The organism is Citrobacter sp. Cm046, assembly GCF_030333065.1.
Lineage (GTDB): Bacteria > Pseudomonadota > Gammaproteobacteria > Enterobacterales > Enterobacteriaceae > Citrobacter > Citrobacter murliniae.
In genome coordinates this window covers 16,151-37,557 of sequence record NZ_JAOWGP010000042.1, presented here as the reverse complement: position 1 = coordinate 37,557, position 21,407 = coordinate 16,151, and the positions used below count along the sequence as shown (strand labels likewise).

The following is a 21,407-nucleotide window of genomic DNA, read 5'->3' as shown; positions in this document are numbered from 1 at the left end:
AGGAATTTCGTATCATTTATTGGTCATCTGAACGCCACTCTGCTGTAAATGGTCGCGTAACCAGCTTCCCGCCACGCCAGGAGGCGATTTCTTATTCCACAGCAGGTCGATAGAGATAGCCTTTGGCCAGCCGGGCATCTTCAACTGTACCAGCGGTTTTTGTGCCGCAAATTCTTCCACCAGCGCGCAAGGTAGCGCGCACCAGCCAAACCCCTGAACCGCCATACTCAGCAATAACAGATAGTTAGGAGCAGACCATACGGGACCACGCGCCACGTTAGTGCCGCTTTCCAGATAGGTATTCAACCGCAGTTCGCGCCAGGTGTGGAGCTGCTCCCATTGCAGGTTGTTTTGCGTAGCCAGCGGATGCGAGGCCGCCACATATAACCCCATCCAGGTTTGCATTGGCAGACGAGTGACGCCCATATCCGTTGGATAGTCCTCGCGCGCCTCAATAAGCCCAACCTGAGCTCGTCCCTTTTGCAGCAGATCGATCACATCTTCATCTTCGCCAATCAGACATTCAAACTCGGTATGGGGAAACAGGCGGTCAAACTGCACCATCAATTCTTCCAGCACATCCGGATGCAGCGTGTCAGAAAGCACAAACGTCAAACGCGCTTCCGTTGCGCCTGAAAGTGAAATAGCAGCTTCATCCAGACGATCGCTCGCTGACAAAATCGCCTGAACGTAGCCAAGTACCCGTTTACCTTGTTCAGTGAGCGTCGGCTGGCGCGAGGAACGATCAAATAGCGCAAAACCGAGATCGGCTTCCAGATGCGCAATCGCCGTACTGATAGTGGACTGACTTTTACGCAGCCGCCGCGCTGCCGCAGAAAATGAACCGCAGGAAACGGTCTCAACAAATGCTGTTAATGCTTCGGGAGAGTAACGCATAACCTATCTACTTTATCGATGGATTCTATCTTTTAGATATCACATAAAACGATAAAATTTCCACCATTCCGTTATCCGGGCATCAAAGAAGGTTTTACGTTATGCAACACGATACAGTCCAACGCCGTTCGTTACTGGAACGTATTTTTCACGCCGTCTGTTTTGAGGGCATTGCCACCGCTATTCTCGCACCAACCACCGCATGGTTGATGCAACGTTCGGTGCTGGAAATGGGCGGATTGACCGTACTCCTGGCTACCACAGCGATGATCTGGAATATCATTTATAACGCCCTGTTTGATCGCTTGTGGCCGTCACACCTGGTGAAACGTACGGCGAAAGTACGGGCATTTCACGCCTTAGGTTTCGAAAGTGGTTTTATCGTTATCGGGGTAACCATCGTGTCGTATGTGCTGAGCGTCAGTCTGCTGCAGGCATTCACGCTAGAAATAGGTTTCTTCCTGTTCTTCCTGCCGTACACCATGTTTTATAACTGGGCATACGACACGGTGCGTGAACGCGTGATGAAGCGCCGTCAACAGCGCGTTACTGCCTGATAATTCAACGAATAGTCGGAATTATCCCGATTCCGGCTATTCATCCATTCACCAGCCCACTTGTTCACACCTCCCCCAGCACCTCTCATTTGTGGTAAATTGCGCTTCTTTTTGTTTATTTTATAGTTGATACGTTCAAATAATGTCGAAAATTTGGTCAAAAGAAGAGACTCTCTGGAGCTTCGCGTTATATGGGACTGCCGTCGGCGCAGGAACCCTATTTCTCCCCATACAACTGGGTTCTGCTGGGGCGGTCGTATTGTTTATCACCGCACTTGTTGCCTGGCCTTTAACTTACTGGCCACACAAGGCTCTGTGCCAGTTTATCCTGTCATCGAAAACGTCAGCTGGTGAAGGGATCACCGGTGCGGTAACGCACTACTACGGCAAAAAGATTGGTAGCTTAATCACCACTCTCTATTTTGTTGCCTTCTTTGTGGTCGTGCTGATCTACGCCGTGGCAATCACCAACTCCCTCACAGAACAGCTGGCAAAACATATCACCGTGGATCTACGCATCCGCATGCTCGTCAGCCTTGGCGTGGTGCTGGTACTGAATCTCATTTTTCTGATGGGGCGACAAGCCACTATTCGGGTGATGGGATTTCTGGTGTTCCCTCTCATCGCTTACTTTTTGTTCCTTTCGCTCTATCTGACCGGAAGCTGGCAGCCTACGTTACTCACCGGCCAGATGTCTTTCGATCAACACACGCTTCATCAGGTATGGATATCAATCCCCGTGATGGTTTTTGCTTTTAGCCATACGCCAATCATCTCCACGTTTGCCATCGACAGACGCGAGAAATACGGCGAGCAGGCCATGGGTAAATGCAAAAAAATCATGAAAGTAGCCTACGTAATCATCTGTCTGAGCGTGCTGTTTTTCGTCTTCAGCTGCTTACTTTCTATTCCAGTAAATTATATTGAAGACGCAAGAAATGAAGGCGTGACGATTTTGTCAGCGCTCTCAATGATGCCGAACGCCCCTGCATGGCTGTCGATTTCAGGGATTATCGTAGCCATTGTGGCGATGTCAAAATCGTTTCTGGGTACGTACTTTGGCGTGATTGAAGGAGCAACCGAAGTCGTAAAAACGTCGTTGCATCAGGTGGGAGTGAAGAAAAGCCGGGCCTTTAACCGCGCCCTGTCGATCATGCTGGTCTCGACGATCACGTTTATCATTTGCTGCATTAACCCGAATGCCATCTCAATGATTTACGCAATCAGCGGGCCGCTCATCGCCATGATTCTTTTCATCATGCCGACGCTGTCGACCTATTTGATCCCGGCTCTGAAGCCGTACCGTTCAGTGGGCAATTTGATTACCCTGATTGTGGGTCTGCTGTGTGTTTCGGTGATGTTTTTCGGCTAAAAATGTTATGCAACGGCTCATTCATCAGTGGGTGAATGAGCCGCATATCGCCTTACTTGATGTAGGAATCCAGTACCTTCAGCACCACATCCAAATCTTCTTCGCGTTTTATTTCATCGCCCTGATGCACAATATGCTCAGTCAGGTGACCTTTAATCACTTCTCGCATTAACCCGTTTACCGCCCCGCGGATCGCCGCAATCTGTTGTAACACCGCCGCGCATTCATGCGGTTCATCAAGCATGGTTTTCAGCGCCGCCACCTGCCCCTGAATCTTACTGGCACGGGCCTTGAGCTTTTGTTTGTCGCGGATCGTATGTGACATCGTCCTGTCCCCGTTGCATAAATCACGGCTCACTATACCGCGCCGATCTACTGGGGGGTAGTATTCTGTACTGGGGGGGAGTAGAATCTGGCGAAACAAAACAACTAAGAATCATTCTCATGGGTGAGTTTTCTACGCTTCTTCAGCAAGGTAATGCCTGGTTCTTTATTCCCAGCGCGATTTTATTGGGCGTGTTACACGGTCTGGAACCGGGACATTCCAAGACGATGATGGCGGCATTTATTATCGCCATTAAAGGAACCATCAAACAGGCGGTGATGCTGGGGCTGGCGGCTACGCTGTCACATACCGCTGTGGTGTGGTTGATTGCGCTCGGCGGGATGTATATCAGCAAAGCGTTTACCGCCCAGGCCGTCGAACCCTGGCTGCAGTTTGTCTCTGCCATCATCATTCTGGGCACGGCAATGTGGATGTTCTGGCGGACATGGCAAGGCGAACAGAACTGGCTGACCCAGACGCATCACGAGCACGACCATGATCACGAACATCACCACCATGAGCACCATGAGCACCATGAGCACCATGAGCACCATGAGCATCATAACCATGATGACGATCACCACCATCATCACGACCACGATCATGACCATGCCGTGCTGGCAGAACTCACCGAAGGTTCGAAAGAGTATCAGGACGCTCACGAACGGGCACATGCCACCGACATCCAGCGTCGCTTTCAGGGTAAAGACGTCACTAACGGGCAAATTTTACTTTTTGGCCTGACCGGGGGGCTGATCCCGTGCCCAGCAGCGATTACGGTCTTGCTGATCTGCATCCAGCTCAAAGCCTTCACGCTGGGAGCAACAATGGTGCTGTGCTTTAGCCTCGGGCTGGCGCTGACGCTGGTGACGGTAGGTGTCGGTGCGGCAATCAGCGTGCAGCAGGCGGCAAAACGCTGGAGCGGATTTAACACACTGGCACGTAAAGCCCCCTATTTTTCCAGCGCACTCATCGGCATGGTCGGATTGTATATGGGGATCCACGGCTATATGGGCATCATGGGTTAGGAACGAAAAAGAGAGGAAACGCGCAGCAGCCTGTGCCACTGCGCGTGGAATGACGCTAGCTGGCGACATTTCCCCACACCAGTTGCCCTTTATGGAAGGTCGCTGTACGTGGAGAGATCCTTGCAACCGCTTCTGCTGAGCAGGAGGCATCAACCAGTACAAAACTGGCCTCATCCTGCGCTTTTGGCCAGACGCGCTCACCTTTATCATTCAACGGCAGCACATCGCCGGTGGCGAGGAACAGCGCCCGTGACAGATTCAGCTCATTAGGACGAATATAGAGCTGCGCGTATAGATTCGCCTTCTCCAGCATGTCCCCCAGCCCATACGGTGACCAGTGGTCGATCACGCTGTCGGTACCGGTAATCACCACCACACCTTTGTCACGCAGTTGTTTCAACGGCATGTGCATCGTGCCAATCGGCACCGTCGAGGCAATAGTAATTTGCTGAGCCACCATGCGGGTCGCCAGTTCATCCACCTGCTGCTCATTAAGCGTAGACAATGCAAAAGCGTGGCTGATGGTCAGTTTACCCTTCAGCTGTGGCGTTTTCTCCACGGTCTCCACCATGTAATTCACCGCCGCAACGCCAGCCGGACTGGTTTCATGCAGATGGATATCCACGCCTTTATCGTAATCCAGCGCAATCTGGAACATAGTATCGAGGGATTTCTCCATCGCCCCATCCACGCTGGTCGGATCCAGCCCGCCAACGTAGTGTGCTCCCGCCTGCATCGCTTCACGCATCAGCGGTTCAGACTTTGATAACAGCAGACCATGCTGGGGAAACGCCACGATCTCACAGGCAAAACCGGGCTGACGACGCGCCAGCACCGCCTGTAAGTTTTCCAGATTTTTCAGTCCGGAAACCGGCTCAATATTGCAGTGGCTGCGCGCAATCGATGTACCTTTTGACTGCAGCAGGTCAATAAGCTTTTCCGCGCGCTCCTGGGTGTACGGTTGTAGCTCGGGCAGCAGCTTTTGCTCCAGGCGGATCATATCCTGAATGGTAGTGCCCGCAGGACGATTAAGTGAGCGCCACGGGCCACCATAAAAAGTTTTATCCAGATGGATGTGCATATCTCGCATGGCAGGAAGCATCAACTTTCCGCCTGCATCGTAGTGTGGCAACGTCGCATCCGGATGCTGCTTATTCTCACGCAGCGCAACAATCTTTCCGTCCTGAATTTCGACAGTTTGTAGCGCGGTACGGGTATGTACCACCACGGCGTTTTCGTAATCAAATCCCGCTTCCAGCAGAACGTTATCCAGATAATAGTGTTTATCGTTAATCGTCATTGTGCTTTTCGCGCCACTGGTTGTCCCGACAGGATTAGCAGCATACGCGACCGGGGCCACCGCGCCAAACAACGCGGCAGCGGTCACCATTTTTCCGCTCTGGCTTAAAAACTCACGGCGGCTGTTACTTTCCTTCATTCGCATCTCCTCTCAGGAATGTACAATATGGGTACCCGTTTCACCACGCAGCGCGGCAGGAAGACATTCTGGCGTGGTGATAATCACCCGCTTACCGCCACGCGCCAGGAATGTCAGGCTGGCAACAATTTTGGGTAACATGCTGCCCGGCGGGAAATGCCCTTCCTGCATGTAACGGGTCATCGTCGCGATATCGACCGTGTCCAGCGCCTGCTGGTTAGGTTTGCCGAAGTGAATACACACTTTCTCTACACCGGTGGTGATCACCAGGATGTCAGCGCGGATCTCCTGCGCCAACAGCGCGGTAGAGAGATCTTTATCAATCACCGCGTCCACGCTGTGATAATCCCCCTGCTCGCTACGCACTACCGGGATCCCACCGCCCCCCGCGCCAATCACCACAAAGCCCTGCTGGGTCAGCGTTTTAATCGCCTCCGCTTCGACAATGCGCTTTGGCTCCGGAGACGCAACAACACGACGGTAACCGCGCCCGGAATCCTCCACAAAACGCCAGCCCAGATTGACCCGCTGTAGCTCATCACGCTGCGCTTCGCTAAAGAACGCCCCGATAGGCTTGGTCGGATTAGCAAAACCGGGATCGTTCTTGTCGACCTCCACCTGCGTCACCACGGTCACCGCTTTCTGCTCCCCGCGACGCGCCAGACGGTTATTTAACGCCTGCTGGATCAGGTAGCCGATGCCCCCCTGGGTATCGGCTACGCAGTTGGCCAGCGGGGTGAGTGGTAAACCTTCACGCTCATGCGCGATTTCCGCACGCCGCAGATCGAGTCCAACCTGTGGCCCGTTACCGTGCGTCAGCACAATGTTGTAGTCCGATGCCAACATCTCCAGCACCGTATCTGCGACCGCTTTCACCGCTTCAGCCTGGTGCTCAATCGACTGGCTGGCGTTATCTTTGATAATGCTGTTGCCGCCAATGGCAACGACCACAAGTTCTTTCATAGTGTCATCTTCCGCTTGCAGGCGATTCAGGTAGTTTTCGTTGGTTCCTGCTCAGGCGCAGTTACCGCTTCACGGCTGTCGAGAACATGTTTGATGACAAACATGCCGCTCATCATCAGGTAGGCCAGAACAAACATCATCGAACTGCCTTCCGCAAAGCCAACCGCCGGGGAGTGGATCACACCAAACAGCGACAGCAGTGCGCCGAAGGCTGCGGCAACCGCACCGCGCAGTGGCTTGTTCATAATGGCGAAGATAGCGACACAGCCCCACAACATACTGGCCAACGGCGCGCCGCTTCCCAGATGAACCAGCCCGTCGTAATACACGCCTTTGCTGTGCAACAGATCGCTACCCAGTTTCGCCGCTGACGTTCCGGCCGCGCCCATCACGCTGTTGACGATGGTCAGCGCCCAGTTGGCAATCCATGGGAACAGACAGATGAAGATGACGGGGACCTCGACTTTGGGCGTTTCTCGTACCACCTGATTGGCGGTCACTACGCCGATAAACACCAGGATCGGCACTATCGCGGTCATCGGAATAATGGCGAGCATAAACGCCCCCAGACCAAACAACGGCACCAGGAACATGGTGATACCCGATGCGAGGGTATAACCAATACTGGCTCCCATCGCTTTCCAGCCCGCATGTCCAACGTAGACGGTGACCGGGAACGGGTTCCCCAACATACAGCCAAGCATGGATGCAAAACCGTTCGCCATCATGACCTTACGGGTGTTGTACTCATCTCCCGCCGCGTGCGCACTTTCAATATTCTCAAGGTCAAAAATATAGTTCGCCAGACCCAGAGGAACCGCAGAAGCCAGATACGGCAGCGCGTGCGGCAGGCCTTGCAGGAAGCTGTCGACATGGACTTCCGGCGGGTTAAAGCCAAAAGAGGACATTGAGGCTTTGATCGCTTCAGGGCTTTGCAAGCCGGAGATCCACGCCAATGCCGTACCGGCAATCAGCAGCAGCAAACCGGTAGGAATGCGGGCAAAAATTGGTTTCTTACCAAACCAGTTAATGAAGATCAGCAGCAGGACGATGAAAGAGACAGTTGGCGCTTCAAATGCCTGCAACATCGGGTTCATTGCCAACAGCAACAGACCCAGGCCAGATAAACAGGAAAGCAGCACTGTGCGCGGTATCATTTTGCGGATGGTCTCACCGAGGAATGAACCACCGACCAGGATCAACGCTTCAACAAAGCACCATACCAGCGCTATCTGAATAGCGAAGTTGGCGTCTTTCGTTTGCTGATACACCGGCATTAATACCAGGAAGGTCACAGTAAAGATCGACGGTGCGCTTGGCCCGGACGGCAGCGCCGTCACGTCGTTACGCCCGGTATGTTTCGCCATCTGCAAGCCAAACCAGGCATAACAGATGCTGGCCACCAGCACCGCCAGACCAAAGGCGGGTGCAATTCGGCCGTAGACAATTTCAGTAGGGATCCCGACAACAAAAATGAGTAGCCCCATCATTGTCAGCAGGTTAGTCAGGTTGTTGGTCATCAGCCCGAAGTAAGCCGCCCAGTCACCACGTTTCCATTCTAGTTTTATGTTGTTCATGGAATATCCTTTACAGGTTAAGCATCGTTTGCGATCACGGAGATCGCCCAGCCCTGCAGGTAAGCAACGTTTTTCTCTTCGCTACCGTGGGGCTAACGGTGTTAGCCCCTGTGGTTGTTTTTAGCAGTAGCGGTCACGCCAGTTGAGGATCGCCTTTTCAAAGCAGGCGAACGGCGGGTGTACTATTCCGGCGCCGATCATGCCGATCCCCGCATCTTTGTGCGCAATGGCGGTGTTGATCACCGGCAGAATACCGGTGCTGCCCACACGCGTAATGTCGATCGCGGTTGGCACGCCCATAAAACCGAGCAGCGGAATGGTGACGTTTGGGTTTTCACCGAGGGTGATTTCACGCATCTGGCGGGAGAAGTCGACGGCTTCTTCAACCGTACCACCCACCAGCGCCACGATGGCTGGTGCGGTGGCCATCGCGAAGCCGCCAATACCGTAGGTTTCGGTAATGGCGCTGTCGCCGATATCACGCCCGGAGTCTTCCGGCTTATAGCCCGCGAACATCGGGCCAATCACCTGCTGTGCCGGACCGGTAAACCACTGGCCCGGTAAGCCGCTGATACGCAGGCCGAACTCAACGCCATTACGCGCCATCGTCGTCACCACCGTGCTGTATTCAATGCCGTGCGCAGCATCCATGGCGGCTTTACACATCGCCATCCACGTTGGACCGGAGAAATAGTCGCTGCTGAGCACAAACTCGAACACTTCACGTTGTTGCTCAACCGGATAGCCGGTCTGGATAATCCACGGAGTCAGCGCCTGAATTAACAGTGCCGTACCGGCGTTGTTGCGGTTATGGCACTCATCGCCCATGTGCAGCGCCTGTGCCAGCATCAGGCGTAAATCGATTTCACCCGCCAGTTTCATCGCATCACGCAGCATCGGTCCCATCACATCACGCATCCAGTTAAGGCGATCGATAACGCTTTGATCGTTCGCTCCCATGCGCAGGATCTTTGCCATCTGCTCGCTCATATTGGTATATGCGCGGTTGCCGTAAGTTTTGTTCTCCACGATGTGCATGAACATCGACGCGGACGTTACGCCCGCCATCGATCCCACGCAGTCATGTTCGTGGCACGGCGAGAAGTTAATTTCGCCCGAAGCGGCAAGCTCGGCGGCTTCATCCAGATCTTTCGCCAACCCTTCAAATACCAGCGCGCCGGTGACTGCACCTTTCATCGCACCGCACATTTTTTCCCAGCGGATCGGCGGCCCGGCATGCAGAATCGTGTTACGGGTCATTCCAGGTACCACATTGATGGCCTGGTCATAGCCAATCAGCACCGGATGCGACTTAATAATACGTTCCAGCGCCTGCTGGTTAGCGGCGGCAATCTTGTCTGCCAGCGGTGAATCAGCAATCTGATCCAGTGCCGCAACCACCTGCATATTGCCCTGGCCTGGCGGTGTCCAGTCGAGTTGAGTAACGGGCACGTTCTGCTTTTTCAGGTCATCGCTGAACATCGCGATACCGACGTTAATCACATTCAGCGGCTGGTTAAACAGTGTCTGGCTCATCAGGCTTCCTCCCCTTTACAGATAAATTCACGCGCCAGCAATCCGGTGTTGGTGCTACTGCTCGCCCAGATAACGCCGGCATCAGTCAGCATCTGGCACTGTTTTTCCAGCGATGGCGTATCCAGGTCGGTCCCCAGAACATAGCCGAGAATTTCCAGAGGACGACCGTCAGCGGCAGCGATGGCTTTCGCTTCATTGATCGCGTCGATCATCACGCCAACCGGATCTTCATGCGATCCAAATCCAAGGACGAAATCCATCACGATCACGCCGACTTCAGGATCTCTCGCTTCCTGCAACAAACGACTGATGCGGTTGGTCGGATCGATCATTGGATGGGGCTTGCCGTTGGTGAAATCATCATCACCAAAATCAAGGAAGGTATGCGCCACACTACGGTTGAGATCCTGCAAGCGGAACGCCGGGTCCGGATGAATGTTGCTGTACACCTCGGCATGTTTTTCCATGGCGGCAAACATCGCTTCATCACACAGCGTGCCGCCACAGAACAGTCCGCGAATATACTTTTGCTGCGGCGTCAGACGGGCGCGAACTTCTTCAATCAGCGGCCAGTTGAGCGGATGCAGATCAAGACTCTCTTTTTTCACGCCACTCAGCAGAACTGCTTTCAATGCCGCTTCTTTAGTGCCGCGAGCGAACTGCAGACCCTCTTCGTCCGCAGGCGCAGCTTCACGTCCGAGGAAACAGACCACCACCGGTTTAAAGCAGGCGCGCGCACGTTCCAGCACCTTACGGGCTACCGCAGGTGCTGGCGGTTTAGAGATCAGCGCAATGATCTCAGTTTGTGGATCGGCCTCCAGCATACCTATCGCATCGAGCATCATCAGGCCGCCAATCTTCTCGCTCAGATCGCGTCCACCGGTGCCGATCAACTGGGAAATGCCACCGCCAAATTCGTGAATGCGTACACTGAGCTCCTGACTACCGGTGCCAGATGCCCCAATAATGCCGATATTGCCGCGACGCACCGCGTTCCCAAAACAGAGCGCCGCGCCGTTAATAATGGCGGTACCGCAATCAGGCCCCATCATCAACAACCCTTTTTCATGCGCCAGCTGTTTAAGAGCCAGTTCGTCATCAAGGGAAACGTTGTCAGAAAACAACATTACGTTGAGGTTGTTTTGCAGCGCCTGACGCGCCTCGCGGGCCGCGAACAGACCATTTACCGATATCACCGCGAGGTTGCTGTCGGGGACATGTTTTTTAGCACTGGCGAGCGTGGCATAACGTGCTTCGTGCTGCCCACCTTGTTCCTTATGCGTGAACAGTTCCTCTATCGCCACCAACGTTTGCTCGTTCGCGGCCTCACTCGCACCTTTAATGACAATCATTAGATCGCCACTCTTTGCCTCTTCCAGCTCAGGCGTAAGCAGACCGAGATTCTTCAGCACGCCCTTGTTCATTTCCGTTGCCATCGCCACGAACGCCTGCTCCACACCATCAAGCTTATTAGCGCGAGTAGAGATAGACATCAGTGAGACAGAATCAAAATACGTGTTCTTTTTAACAACTATCCTGATCGACATAATTCCCTCCGGACCGTTGGCTCAGGGCGCAGGCATCCACCATGCCGTACAGCATGTCGCAGCCAGAACTTGAGCCGATATTTTTAATGTCAGTAATAAATTTCGTAGCAACGTGTGGTTGCTCAGTAATAATATGGGTCACCAACCGCGTGACACTTTCCCGATAACGTTGATGAAACGCCTCTTCCAGCGTTATTTTGCTGAGTAAGGTTGTGTTATTTCCGGCAATCTGTAATGCCGTTAAAAAATCTTGTCGATACTTATTCAGCGGATGCCCACTAATAAATAAAATTGTACTCAGGCCTACTAAATAATCATCAGACGATGGCGTCAGCCCTATTCCAAGACCAATTAAATCGCTGACCGCAACACAGATATTTTCTCCCGTACTCAGCGCCGTTATTAAACTTTGGCGGCGCAGTTGTAATTCACGAGTAATTTCCTGGTAAAACGGATTATCCCCCTGGTACAGAAATAATGTGTCGTCGCGATTAAGCTGTTGGCGGATAACCTCTGCCCAGTGGCGCCAGGATATTGTGGTGAAGCGCTCTGCATCTGGCGACCCACGAGGCATTTGCCACATCAGGCAACCAGAGGTCTCTATCCATTTATCATAACCAACAGCGATTCCTGACTGCGTAAAACTCACCGGCTCACCGGGTTGAAACAGATCTTCGCAATGCGTCAGCGCCAGCCGACAGCTGTTAGGCGCGTTATCGCAGCACTCACTCAATAACGTAAACAATCGCTGCTGTTCCGGTATGAACAGGTTCACCGCGCGGGAAAAAACCTGTTCAACTCGCCCCGTTCCCCGATACGCAAGAAACGCGCCGTCTGCAGTTAGCGCCCTCACGCATCGCCGTGATGGCGTGGCGATAGTGGCGCTCCTCTGTCAGGCTCCGGCGGCAATCAGCAGCTCGGCGATTTCATGGAACCCTTTCTCCCGCGCCAGTTCCAGCGGGGTTTTACCGTATTTATCCGTCATGTGCGGGTTAGCGCCATTGTCGAGCAGCAGCTTGACGATTTCCTGCTGCTTCGCGCCGCCATCATTAAGTACGATGGCTTCCAGCAACGGCGTCCAGCCGACAAAGTTGGTATGGTTTACATTGATATCGGTACGCTGCAGTAATTCACGTACGATCTCAACGTGACCTTTTTCGCTGGCTGGCGTAATACCAACGCCGCCAAAACGGCTCAGTCGTTCGAGATCGGGATTGGCAGGTAATACCGTACGCAGCAGCGTTAAATCATTAGTCAGGCAGCTAATCAGGAAGGGGTTAAAACAAGTTTGATCTTGTTTATTAATATCGGCACCGGCGTCAATCAATAAAGAAACGCAGTCATAATGCTTATTCAGGCTGGCAATAATTATGGCGGTACGGCCCTGGCGGTTAGTAGCATTAATATCCACATTATTTGCCAGACAGGATTTTAATCCTTCGGCATTGCCCTGTTCTGCCGCCAGCAGAAATTCAGTAATGAGTTCTTTCTCTGACATAATCGCTCTCCTGCAGTTTTTTAGACTTTTTAAATATCCGATAACCTGAGAATAGCAACAGAGTACGGAGAATAACATCCGCTTAAATTTCATTCATCGTAAGTGAGTCGATTGTTGAAACAAATTTAATAATGAGAACAAAATGTGCTGTAGTGCAATCTTTCTCTTATGACTAACGGTCTTTCAGCCATTAATCAGTCATAGGGGAAATAAAGCGGTATGCTGCACGGATAGCGGCCTGCAACTAAAACACAGAAGTGTGATTGCCTTCAAATCAAATGTAACCCTAGTGTTAAATTCTGTTCAAAACTGATTGCTCTCCATAAGGATTACAAATACATTCAACAATCATCGTATCGCGGGTTGTGGACTCAGGGGAGAAGGAATGAATTCAATATTTACCGAGGAAAACCTGCTGGCGTTTACGATGGCTGCCCGCTACAGCAGCTTCAGCAAGGCCGCCGAGGAGCTGGGTTTAACCACCTCCGCCATCAGTTATACCATCAAGCGCATGGAAATGGGGCTGGATGTGGTGCTGTTTACCCGCAGCACCCGCAGCATTGAGCTGACCGAGTCCGGGCGCTATTTCTTTCGTAAAGCGACAGACCTGCTCAACGACTTTCACGCCATCAAGCGCAGCATTGATACGATCTCCCAGGGCATTGAGGCTCGGGTGCGCATTTGTATTAATCAACTGCTGTATACCCCGAAGCATACCGCGCGACTGTTACAGGTACTTAAGAAACAGTTTCCAACCTGCCAGATAACCGTGACCACGGAGGTCTATAACGGCGTCTGGGATTCCATCATCAATAACCAGGCCAATATCGCCATTGGCGCGCCAGACACGCTACTGGACGGTGGCGGGATCGATTACACCGAGATTGGCGCGATCCGCTGGTCGTTCGCCATCGCACCTGATCACCCGCTGGCCTTTATGCCTGAGCCGATTTCAGAGAGTCAGCTGCGTTTGTACCCGAACATCATGGTAGAAGATACCGCGCACACTATTAACAAGAAGGTCGGCTGGCTGCTGCACGGGCAGGAATCAATCCTGGTGCCCGATTTTAATACCAAGTGCCAGTGTCAGATCCTCGGCGAAGGCATCGGTTTTCTACCCGACTATATGGTGCGCGAAGCAATGGAAAAATCGCTGCTGGTGACGCGACAGATCCATAACCCACGCCAGGATTCGCGCATGCTACTGGCGACCCAGCACTCGGCAACCGGGCGGGTGACACAGTGGATTAAAAAGGAGTTTGGCCCACAAGGGGTACTGACGGGGATTTATCAGGATCTGCTGCATCGGGAGTAATATGCCCGATGAGGGGAACTATTGTGGACGCACCGGATGCGCGTTGCGTCATCCGGTGAAAAGTAAAACTCAGGCACGAATGTCGTCGTACTCGCGAGTTTTATCAAACTCATGTTTGGCAAACGGACAGAGCGGGATCACTTTACGGTTTTCGCGGCGCATTTTTTCCACCACTTTCTCCACCAGCAGCTTGCCGACTCCCTGACCTTTCAGGCTGGGGTCAACATCAGTATGTTCAATGATGCTCAGATGTTCACCCGTCGGCACGAAGACAATCTCAGCAACCTGATTGCCCTCGGCATCGTTAACATAAAACTTGTTGTGCCCTTCAAGAATATCCATGGTCTTCTCACTCATTTCTGGCGATATTTAAGCGCACCGCTCGGACAGGTATCGATAACCTTAATGACCGTCGCGACATCAACTTCATCCGGGATGATCCACGGTTTACGTTTCAGGTTAAAAAGCTTCGCGCTTCCCCGCACACAATTACCCGAATGCTGGCATATCGCCGTATTGAAATAGACATCAACCTTCTCGCCGGTATAGGCCCGGTAACCTGCTTCCAGTAACTCTTTATCCACGACATTACCTCAGTTATTTTTATTGTCCTGGGAGTAATCATAGACCCAGGCGAGTCTGAAGGCTGCTGCTGGCGGCTGAAATTGTCGCAGATTAGCTCCGGCACACGATTACGTTCACCTCATGTTCTTCACTTCTGTGGAACGATACAACCCGTGAACGTAATCCAGTCCAAGGGTCAAAGGTTCTCTGTCACCGATTCATTTCTTCGTGCAACCGTTCCCTGGCTGACGGTAGCATCTCAAGCATTGCAGGTGTTGGCGGCGGCAAGCGGTTATCGGCAATATGCCTGTCCACTTCCACATAGTCGATTTCACCATTCTCATGGTGATGAACCGTAAGCACCCTCGCCTTATTCAGCTCGGTAACCAGTTCTCGGGTAATTCGCAAACTTTCTGCCAGCTCATGATCTTCAAGCCCAGGCCTGCGACTGCGTCGTTCCACACGGAAGCGATACTGGTTGTACTTCGCCCAGCCAATGAGCACCAGACCGTTTATCAATGCGATCAGGATGTAAAAAGTGACCGTATCCAGAGTTGTGAAAAACGGCCTCACGCCCATAAAGGGTGAATGAGCCAGTGCCGTAACCAGCCCTTTATAGATCAGGTACAGAAATCCAACCCAGGCAAAAAACGTTAGCAGAACGTCTATTACACGTGGCAGAAGTCGCTGTTCGGTAAAGATGAGTGGCTGGCTCATGATTCTATCCTCCCAATTCCACGGTCAGGGCTTACCCAACGCGCTCTGCCGCGTTTGCGTTTAAGCATCACTTTGGGGAAAGCGACCAGCGTGGTGAACAGACTCAGCATCCAGTACACCACCGGGAACCAGATGATCCAGAACAACGAAGCGCCGATACCTTTTTCATAGCGCCGTTCAATCATCAGACTCACCGCAAACTGCAGCAAGCAAACCACGCCGAGTATTAGCCCGGTAAATGCTGGCGGGAACAGGTTTTGCACGTATAGCGAGTCTGGCATTGGGAAAAATAACCCGCAAAGGAACAGCACAATGCTGACCGCATAGGCAAATGACCAGGCGGTAGAAAAACAGAACTCAAGGAACAGCGGCCACATGCGGCGAAATTCCCAAGACCACAGGCGACGCATGTTAACAATAAATACTTCCGCACCACCTTGAGCCCAGCGCAGACGCTGTTTCCACAATCCTCTTAATGTTTCAGGCATCAGGATCCAGCACAGTGCTCGTGGTTCAAAGAATACTGACCAGTGGCGCAATTGCAGCTTCCAACTGATATCGATATCTTCAGTGATCATGTCCGGGCTCCAGTACCCCACCTCAGCCAGAGCACGACGACGAAATGCCGCAATGACGCCAGAAACGGTAAAGATCTGCCCATAGACTCGCTGAGTGCGCTTAATCAAGCCGATAATCGAGGAGAATTCACCGACCTGTACACGACCAATTAACGTGGAACGGGTACGAATGCGCGGGTTTCCGGTCACCGCCCCGACACGCGGGAACTGTATCAACGGGGCGACAATATAGGCGACGGCATCGCGATCCAGTAAAGCATCACCATCAATGCAGACAAGATAATCACTGCGGGCCGCCGCTGCGCCGGTCCTGAGCGCCAGGGCTTTCCCCTGGTTCTCGGCTAAATGAATCACCCGCAGGCTCGGGTATTCCGTTGCCAGTTGTTCAAGCACGTCGTGCGTGTCATCTGTCGAACCGTCGTTAATGGCAATAACTTCAATATTTGTATAACGCTGCGCCAGCGCTGCACCGATCGTTTCACGCGCATTGATCCCTTCGTTATAACAAGGGATCAAGATCGAAATCAGCGGATTTCCTTCAAGCGTCGGCGGCGGTGTTTCCTCTCCCCATTTCCAGTGGCGTTCACGGTAAAACCAGAAGTAAACCCCACCGCTTATCCACAAAGCCGACATGAACAAGGGCCAGAAGAAGACGAAGTTCAGCATCACTTCACCTGTAAAAACGACAGCCACGCCAAACGGCAGACTGAACATCAGGCAAAGAATCAGGAAAGCAATAATGCGATCGGTCATTTTTGCGGGTACCAGTATGATGAGAACGTCGAGCGAATCTCTGACATCTCGGGTTTGTCGCTGATGAAATCATCCGGGTAATAACCATAGTTGCCCGCACCGCTTAACTTAAGCTGGCGCATCCACTCGGCTATTTGTTTACCGCTGATTTCGGCCTGTTCCCCGGACTTACGCCAGTCTCGTGCTTGCAGTTCAAACACGGTCTTATCCAGCGCTCCGGGCGTTTGTGCAACGGCATTCACCAGTCTGTCCAGCCAGGCGTTGGCATCATTGGCCGGAATATTCTCCATCAATGGCATTGCCATCGGTGCTGTCCAGTCATAGGTATTGAGGAAATCATTCAGGTTCTGCGCGAACCAGGCTTCACTTTCTGGTTCCAGCACCGGCATGGCGTAAATATTGCGTGCGGTTTGTACCTGTGGGCCGCGAATATTACGTACCGCGCGGGTCAGTTCCTTTGTAAAGTCGGTCAGCATCTTACTTTTCAGGCGAGTCCAACGTTCGAATGCCTGAGGATCGTTACGAATTTGCTCAATACTGCCCGGAAGGCCTGCGGCACGGTATGCGGCTAAAGCCTCCGGCGACGCATCTTCAAAATCCGTCAGGAAAGCATCATCATGGAACAGAATCCCTTTGAAACTGGCATGCTTCGCCAGATCTTCATAAATCTCGGTGATACGCTTACGCGCTTCGCTATCCCAGGGAGAAAGACGAACATACTGCTCACGATTAATCGCGCTACGTCCGGTTTTCGGATCCCATGCCGTCACGCGTGGAATAGCGTCGTCGAGACCAAAAGCCAGCACCGGCATCCAGGCATAAACGGTAACCCCTGCCCGCGTTTGTAATTGCCAGGAGATATAGTTAAAGAGATCGGCACGCATCGGCAGCCAGCGGTTAGGGAAATAAAGCTCGTGAATATTTCCGTCACCTTGTGGATCGGCATACGCCTGCAGGAAAACATGAGAAATACGCATGTCATAGACACGCTGGATCAGCTTGTCGATATTTCTACGTTGTTGGGCAGGATCTTTGTCATACACATAATCCAGATCGATATGCATAACGCGCATCGTCTGAGGTTCACGCACCTGGCCGACCTGGCTGGCAAAGCGCTTAAGGGATGGGTTATCAGATATCAGAACACGGGGGATATCATCCAGAAACGCGGCATTCGCAAGCCCTTCGTTGAGCGTAAACGCCATCTTGTAACCGTGCTCTTTGGCCAGACTTAACGTCGTGCCATTGGCTGCGCCATAAGGCCAGACCCATGCGCGTGGCGATTTCCCGGTTACAGATTTTATTTTGTTTGTGATTAAAGAGATATCAGTGTTAATACGGCGATTGTACTGTTCGTCCGTTTCGTAAGTGCCGGTCTTTTTATCGTACAGACGGTTTGCCACAGCAGGTTCTTTACTTCCCTGCGGGTTCGCTTCACCACCGAAATGCGATGCCCATGTATGCGCACCAATTTCAACCAGCGGCGATTTCCCCATTTCCTCGACCATTTTCCAGGTGGCAAATTTGTCTCGCGCCGTCATCAGCCCACCAAAATCAACTTTTTTATTGGCGGGAGAATCAACCCAGCTGCCCACCGGTGCCCACAGTGCTGGCCAGTTATAGGCTTTCAGCAGCGGCCACACGCGGGTATAAAAACTGCTATAACCATCATCAAAGGTGAGTAATACCGCTTTTTCCGGCAGCACGATTTTCCCGTCATGCGCATCCAGAATTTGCTGCACACTGATCGGGTTATAACCGTTGTCACGTAGCCATCCCATCTGATCGCTCAGCGCACTGGTACGCACAGAGAGGTATCGCTGATCTGCCGCGCCGTCCTCTACATCGTGATAGCCCAGCACCAGGAAGCTATTTTTCGGCCATGGATGATCAGCAGCAAGCGGAGATCGCTCCGCCGGAGGAACGTAGCGCGGGGTCGTATTGTGCGCGCTACTGCACGCAGTGATCATCAACCAGCCAGCGATTAATGCGCTAACCCATAGGCATCTTTTAAACATGTACAGTCCTTAAAACCTGACATTCAAATCGAAAGCGAGGGAGATATTCCGCTCACGTTTACCGTCGTAGGGGCGTTTATCCCACACCAACATCACCCCGCCATCCACGACGTTGTTCCATTTAAGCCGCTGTCCGTATCCCACCTGAACGATGGCGCCCACGTCTTCACCTTGCTGCCAGTAGCCACCTACGCCAGCCACGCCTTGCTGCGTCCACACAGTGTCATAGTGGCGGTAAAGAACCTGCTCTGCGGCAAGCCCTGGTACAACGGAAAAATCACTCTTAGGGTTGTAATACGGCACATTCTCTTTGGTGTTGGTACTTCCGCCGATGCCCGGTGTGAAGTCCAGCGTGAAGCGCGGCGTCGTCCACATGCGCTCTTTTCCGCTCAACCCGTACTCGATACGATCGTTACCATCCGAGAAATGTGATGCGGCAAACGACAACTGATACTCTCGTCGTTCATTTTGATACCAGCGGACAAACATATCCCCGCCGTTTGCGTACACACCGCTACGCAATGCGCGAAGCGGGGTATTACGTGAAAGACGCTCCGCCGAACCGCCAACGCGCCAGTTATCATTAAAATCATGCCAGGCTGAAAGACGCCCACCAATTTTCTGACCATCGCCATAGTTACGGCCCGAAACTTCCATTTCCGCCCAATTATCGCGTGAGGTCCATTCCGCACCGGCAGCCAGGTCACGGTTGATACCCTTTCCTTCTTCAAATTCACCAGTGGCAAAGTTGAATCCGGTAAACAGTCGCCAGTTATCATTGATCGGCGGGCTGTAAATGGCGGTATTGATGTTGAAGTCATTCTTACCACTGACCGGGCTATCGGAGGAAATCCCCTGCGTGCCGCTGATCCGCAGCTCTGACATTTTGTGAACATCGCGTATGCGGGCCAGGCGCAGCGTTGCTTCATCATCCGGGCTACGGGCAATGACGTCATCGGTAAGTTCATCGGCCTGCCGCCATTCCTGAAGATCCAGCGCTACATAGGCCTGCTGGCGTTCCAGCTCCAGGTTGCTTGGCTCAATAACTTCGGCCAGTTTAAGCTCTTTCTCTGCAGCTCGAGGCAGACCACGGGCTTCAAGCACTGAAGAATAGGTTATACGCAGCCCCTGGTTACCAGATCCCGTGCGCGCCAGATGTTCCGCGAGTTTTTCTGCCTCAGGCAATTCATTGGCAGCAATGTGATATTGCGTGAGCAACGTCTGACCAAGCAGCCAGTTATCGTTAGGCTGTGGCGTAGGTGAACCATAAATCCGTCGCAGATACGGACTCTCTTTGATTAAATTGTCGACCTGCTTTTTGGCTGCAGCAAAGTTTTCATTATCAATATGCGCATAAAAAAGATCCTGCTGATCTTCAGGACTGAGAGGAGTGACTGGAAGCGGTCCATGCGGATAGTAGATGCTCATCAGCATCGCTTCGGTTTTTTCCGGCTGACGTTCGCTTAGCCACGCCGAAGCGACCCAACGTTTCGCATAGTTAGGCACCTCCCCGCTCGCTTCAAGTGACTCATATTCTTGAATCACTTCGGCAGTACGCTTGCGCACCAGCAAAGCGCCCATACGGTCAATCCTTGCCCGGCGAACATCATCCTGAGCGGACGGTTCATCTTTCCAGGCCGCGAGCAGTTGGGCATATCGGGCAAGCGCTTTATCTGCCACGATAAAACGTTCTTCTTCATTACGCGCGGAAGTATATGAGGAGCGAACGATTTCTGCTGCCGCATCAAGTTCAAGACGACGTTTAACAGGATCTGACGTCGGAACCACCTCCGTTAGCCCTAACGCAGGCCCGGATACACGGTTAGCTGACAGGGCAGATAACAACGTAGATTTTGCATTTTTGTTGCTCGGATCGATATCATTGGCCTGGCTGGCGACTAACAATGCATCCCAGTTTTTCCCCTGCGAATGGTATACATAGGCCACCAATGCATCGGAGTCAGCTCCCGGGTGCGCCTGCGCCCATTTATTCGCTTCAGTGAGCGCCTGCTGATTATAGCGAGCATCTGCAAGCGTCATTATCCAGCCGGTACGTACATCCACATTATCAGGATCTTCCTGCAAAACGTTTTCCCAGATGGCTAACGAATCATTCCATTTTTTCTGATTGCGAAAAGCCCGTGCAGCGGCGATTTGCCCACGCGCAGGCACAGCCATCTGCCCACGATATCGCAGCCAAATATCAATCGTTTCTTTATCGCTGTTATTGGCCCAACTGGAGACTTGCAACCAGTCAGCGACCTGATTTGGCGTTAGTGAGGATTTCTTTTCCTGTTCCTGAAGGTAGCGCATGAGCGGCGCACTATTACCTTCACGAGCTTCAATAATCAAACCGTCATAATCAGATGCTGCCGCAGAAGTTTGAACAGGAAAAAGAACGCAGGCCGTAAATAAACAGGTTACAGACTTAAAGCTTTTAATGAAGTTGGTATGTCGACGCATACTGAACATATCTGCCCTTATGTCTTGCATCAGAGTAAAAACAAGCGTTTTCAATAAGTTAACTTAATTTCTTAACGATTGTCGACCATCTTATATGCACTACCGCTTATTTCGTAATAGGGTTGCAAACCATTTTAATTCTTTCGTCTTATTGACTACCTGCGCCTCATCCTCTAGTTACCGGAATGGGGCAAAAACTCATAAATTTTAACACTCAGCGTACACTGTGGCTACATGATAAGAAAACCCTTAGGCAAAAAA

The 21,407-nt window shown here is 52.2% G+C and carries 19 protein-coding genes; 4 read left to right on the top strand and 15 right to left on the bottom strand.

Annotation, left to right across the window (positions count from 1 at the left end; genetic code table 11):
* Window positions 1-12: 12 nt before the first annotated feature.
* Window positions 13-897 (bottom strand): LysR family transcriptional regulator, encoded by an 885-nt coding sequence (locus OGX98_RS14460; RefSeq protein ID WP_045447059.1) that lies wholly within the window; start codon window positions 895-897, stop codon window positions 13-15.
* Between the two features lie 101 nt (window positions 898-998).
* Between OGX98_RS14460 and OGX98_RS14455 the strand changes: the two genes are divergently transcribed.
* On the top strand, window positions 999-1,454 hold the full coding sequence (locus OGX98_RS14455; RefSeq protein WP_045447061.1) for a multidrug/biocide efflux PACE transporter: 456 nt from the start codon (window positions 999-1,001) through the stop codon (window positions 1,452-1,454).
* A 142-nt stretch (window positions 1,455-1,596) separates the two neighbouring features.
* Window positions 1,597-2,826 (top strand): amino acid permease, encoded by a 1,230-nt coding sequence (locus tag OGX98_RS14450; protein ID WP_045447063.1) that lies wholly within the window; start codon window positions 1,597-1,599, stop codon window positions 2,824-2,826.
* 52 nt (window positions 2,827-2,878) lie between these two features.
* Here OGX98_RS14450 and rcnR read toward each other — a convergent pair whose 3' ends face one another.
* Window positions 2,879-3,151: a Ni(II)/Co(II)-binding transcriptional repressor RcnR gene (rcnR, locus tag OGX98_RS14445; RefSeq protein ID WP_016154292.1), complete on the bottom strand. Its 273-nt coding sequence runs from the start codon at window positions 3,149-3,151 to the stop codon at window positions 2,879-2,881.
* A gap of 119 nt (window positions 3,152-3,270) precedes the next feature.
* On the opposite strand from rcnR, the gene OGX98_RS14440 reads away from it, so the two are divergent.
* Window positions 3,271-4,179, top strand: a complete 909-nt coding sequence (locus OGX98_RS14440; protein WP_286595450.1) for a nickel/cobalt efflux protein RcnA — start codon at window positions 3,271-3,273, stop codon at window positions 4,177-4,179.
* A 55-nt stretch (window positions 4,180-4,234) separates the two neighbouring features.
* Here OGX98_RS14440 and OGX98_RS14435 read toward each other — a convergent pair whose 3' ends face one another.
* The 7 genes from OGX98_RS14435 to OGX98_RS14405 all read right to left on the bottom strand — a co-directional run bounded on the left by OGX98_RS14435 (window position 4,235) and on the right by OGX98_RS14405 (window position 12,738).
* Complete coding sequence (locus tag OGX98_RS14435; RefSeq protein ID WP_045447070.1) at window positions 4,235-5,617, bottom strand: amidohydrolase family protein; 1,383 nt, start codon at window positions 5,615-5,617, stop codon at window positions 4,235-4,237.
* A 12-nt stretch (window positions 5,618-5,629) separates the two neighbouring features.
* Complete coding sequence (locus tag OGX98_RS14430; protein WP_286595449.1) at window positions 5,630-6,580, bottom strand: carbamate kinase family protein; 951 nt, start codon at window positions 6,578-6,580, stop codon at window positions 5,630-5,632.
* Window positions 6,581-6,606: 26 nt separating this feature from the next.
* Window positions 6,607-8,157 carry a hypothetical protein gene (locus OGX98_RS14425; RefSeq protein WP_048220624.1) on the bottom strand — a complete coding sequence of 517 codons (1,551 nt, stop codon included), beginning with the start codon at window positions 8,155-8,157 and terminating at the stop codon, window positions 6,607-6,609.
* A gap of 120 nt (window positions 8,158-8,277) precedes the next feature.
* Window positions 8,278-9,693, bottom strand: coding sequence for a YlbE family protein (locus tag OGX98_RS14420; RefSeq protein ID WP_284097300.1), 1,416 nt, complete (start codon window positions 9,691-9,693; stop codon window positions 8,278-8,280).
* Complete coding sequence (gene fdrA / locus OGX98_RS14415) at window positions 9,693-11,240, bottom strand: acyl-CoA synthetase FdrA (protein WP_048220622.1); 1,548 nt, start codon at window positions 11,238-11,240, stop codon at window positions 9,693-9,695. Before fdrA ends, OGX98_RS14420 begins: the two co-directional genes overlap by 1 nt.
* Window positions 11,218-12,093, bottom strand: a complete 876-nt coding sequence (locus OGX98_RS14410; protein WP_200041861.1) for an oxamate carbamoyltransferase subunit AllH family protein — start codon at window positions 12,091-12,093, stop codon at window positions 11,218-11,220. Before OGX98_RS14410 ends, fdrA begins: the two co-directional genes overlap by 23 nt.
* A 39-nt stretch (window positions 12,094-12,132) precedes the next feature.
* Window positions 12,133-12,738, bottom strand: a complete 606-nt coding sequence (locus OGX98_RS14405; protein WP_045447086.1) for an ankyrin repeat domain-containing protein — start codon at window positions 12,736-12,738, stop codon at window positions 12,133-12,135.
* A gap of 385 nt (window positions 12,739-13,123) precedes the next feature.
* Between OGX98_RS14405 and OGX98_RS14400 the strand changes: the two genes are divergently transcribed.
* A complete protein-coding gene (locus OGX98_RS14400) occupies window positions 13,124-14,053 on the top strand; it encodes a LysR substrate-binding domain-containing protein (RefSeq protein ID WP_045447089.1) in 930 nt (309 codons plus the stop codon).
* A 69-nt stretch (window positions 14,054-14,122) separates the two neighbouring features.
* Here the strand turns inward: OGX98_RS14400 and OGX98_RS14395 are convergent, their stop codons facing one another.
* The 6 genes from OGX98_RS14395 to pgaA all read right to left on the bottom strand — a co-directional run bounded on the left by OGX98_RS14395 (window position 14,123) and on the right by pgaA (window position 21,155).
* Window positions 14,123-14,395 carry a GNAT family N-acetyltransferase gene (locus OGX98_RS14395; RefSeq protein WP_045447092.1) on the bottom strand — a complete coding sequence of 91 codons (273 nt, stop codon included), beginning with the start codon at window positions 14,393-14,395 and terminating at the stop codon, window positions 14,123-14,125.
* A gap of 11 nt (window positions 14,396-14,406) precedes the next feature.
* On the bottom strand, window positions 14,407-14,637 hold the full coding sequence (gene yjdI / locus OGX98_RS14390; RefSeq protein ID WP_048220619.1) for a 4Fe-4S mono-cluster protein YjdI: 231 nt from the start codon (window positions 14,635-14,637) through the stop codon (window positions 14,407-14,409).
* 190 nt (window positions 14,638-14,827) lie between these two features.
* Window positions 14,828-15,334 (bottom strand): poly-beta-1,6-N-acetyl-D-glucosamine biosynthesis protein PgaD, encoded by a 507-nt coding sequence (gene pgaD, locus OGX98_RS14385; protein ID WP_286595447.1) that lies wholly within the window; start codon window positions 15,332-15,334, stop codon window positions 14,828-14,830.
* Entirely contained in the window at window positions 15,331-16,665 is a 1,335-nt protein-coding gene (gene pgaC / locus OGX98_RS14380; protein WP_045447099.1) for a poly-beta-1,6-N-acetyl-D-glucosamine synthase, read from the bottom strand. Before pgaC ends, pgaD begins: the two co-directional genes overlap by 4 nt.
* Entirely contained in the window at window positions 16,662-18,683 is a 2,022-nt protein-coding gene (gene pgaB, locus OGX98_RS14375) for a poly-beta-1,6-N-acetyl-D-glucosamine N-deacetylase PgaB (RefSeq protein ID WP_200009933.1), read from the bottom strand. The genes pgaC and pgaB overlap by 4 nt, the downstream gene beginning before the upstream one ends.
* Window positions 18,684-18,692: 9 nt before the next feature.
* Complete coding sequence (gene pgaA / locus OGX98_RS14370; protein WP_048220618.1) at window positions 18,693-21,155, bottom strand: poly-beta-1,6 N-acetyl-D-glucosamine export porin PgaA; 2,463 nt, start codon at window positions 21,153-21,155, stop codon at window positions 18,693-18,695.
* Window positions 21,156-21,407: the final 252 nt, after the last annotated feature.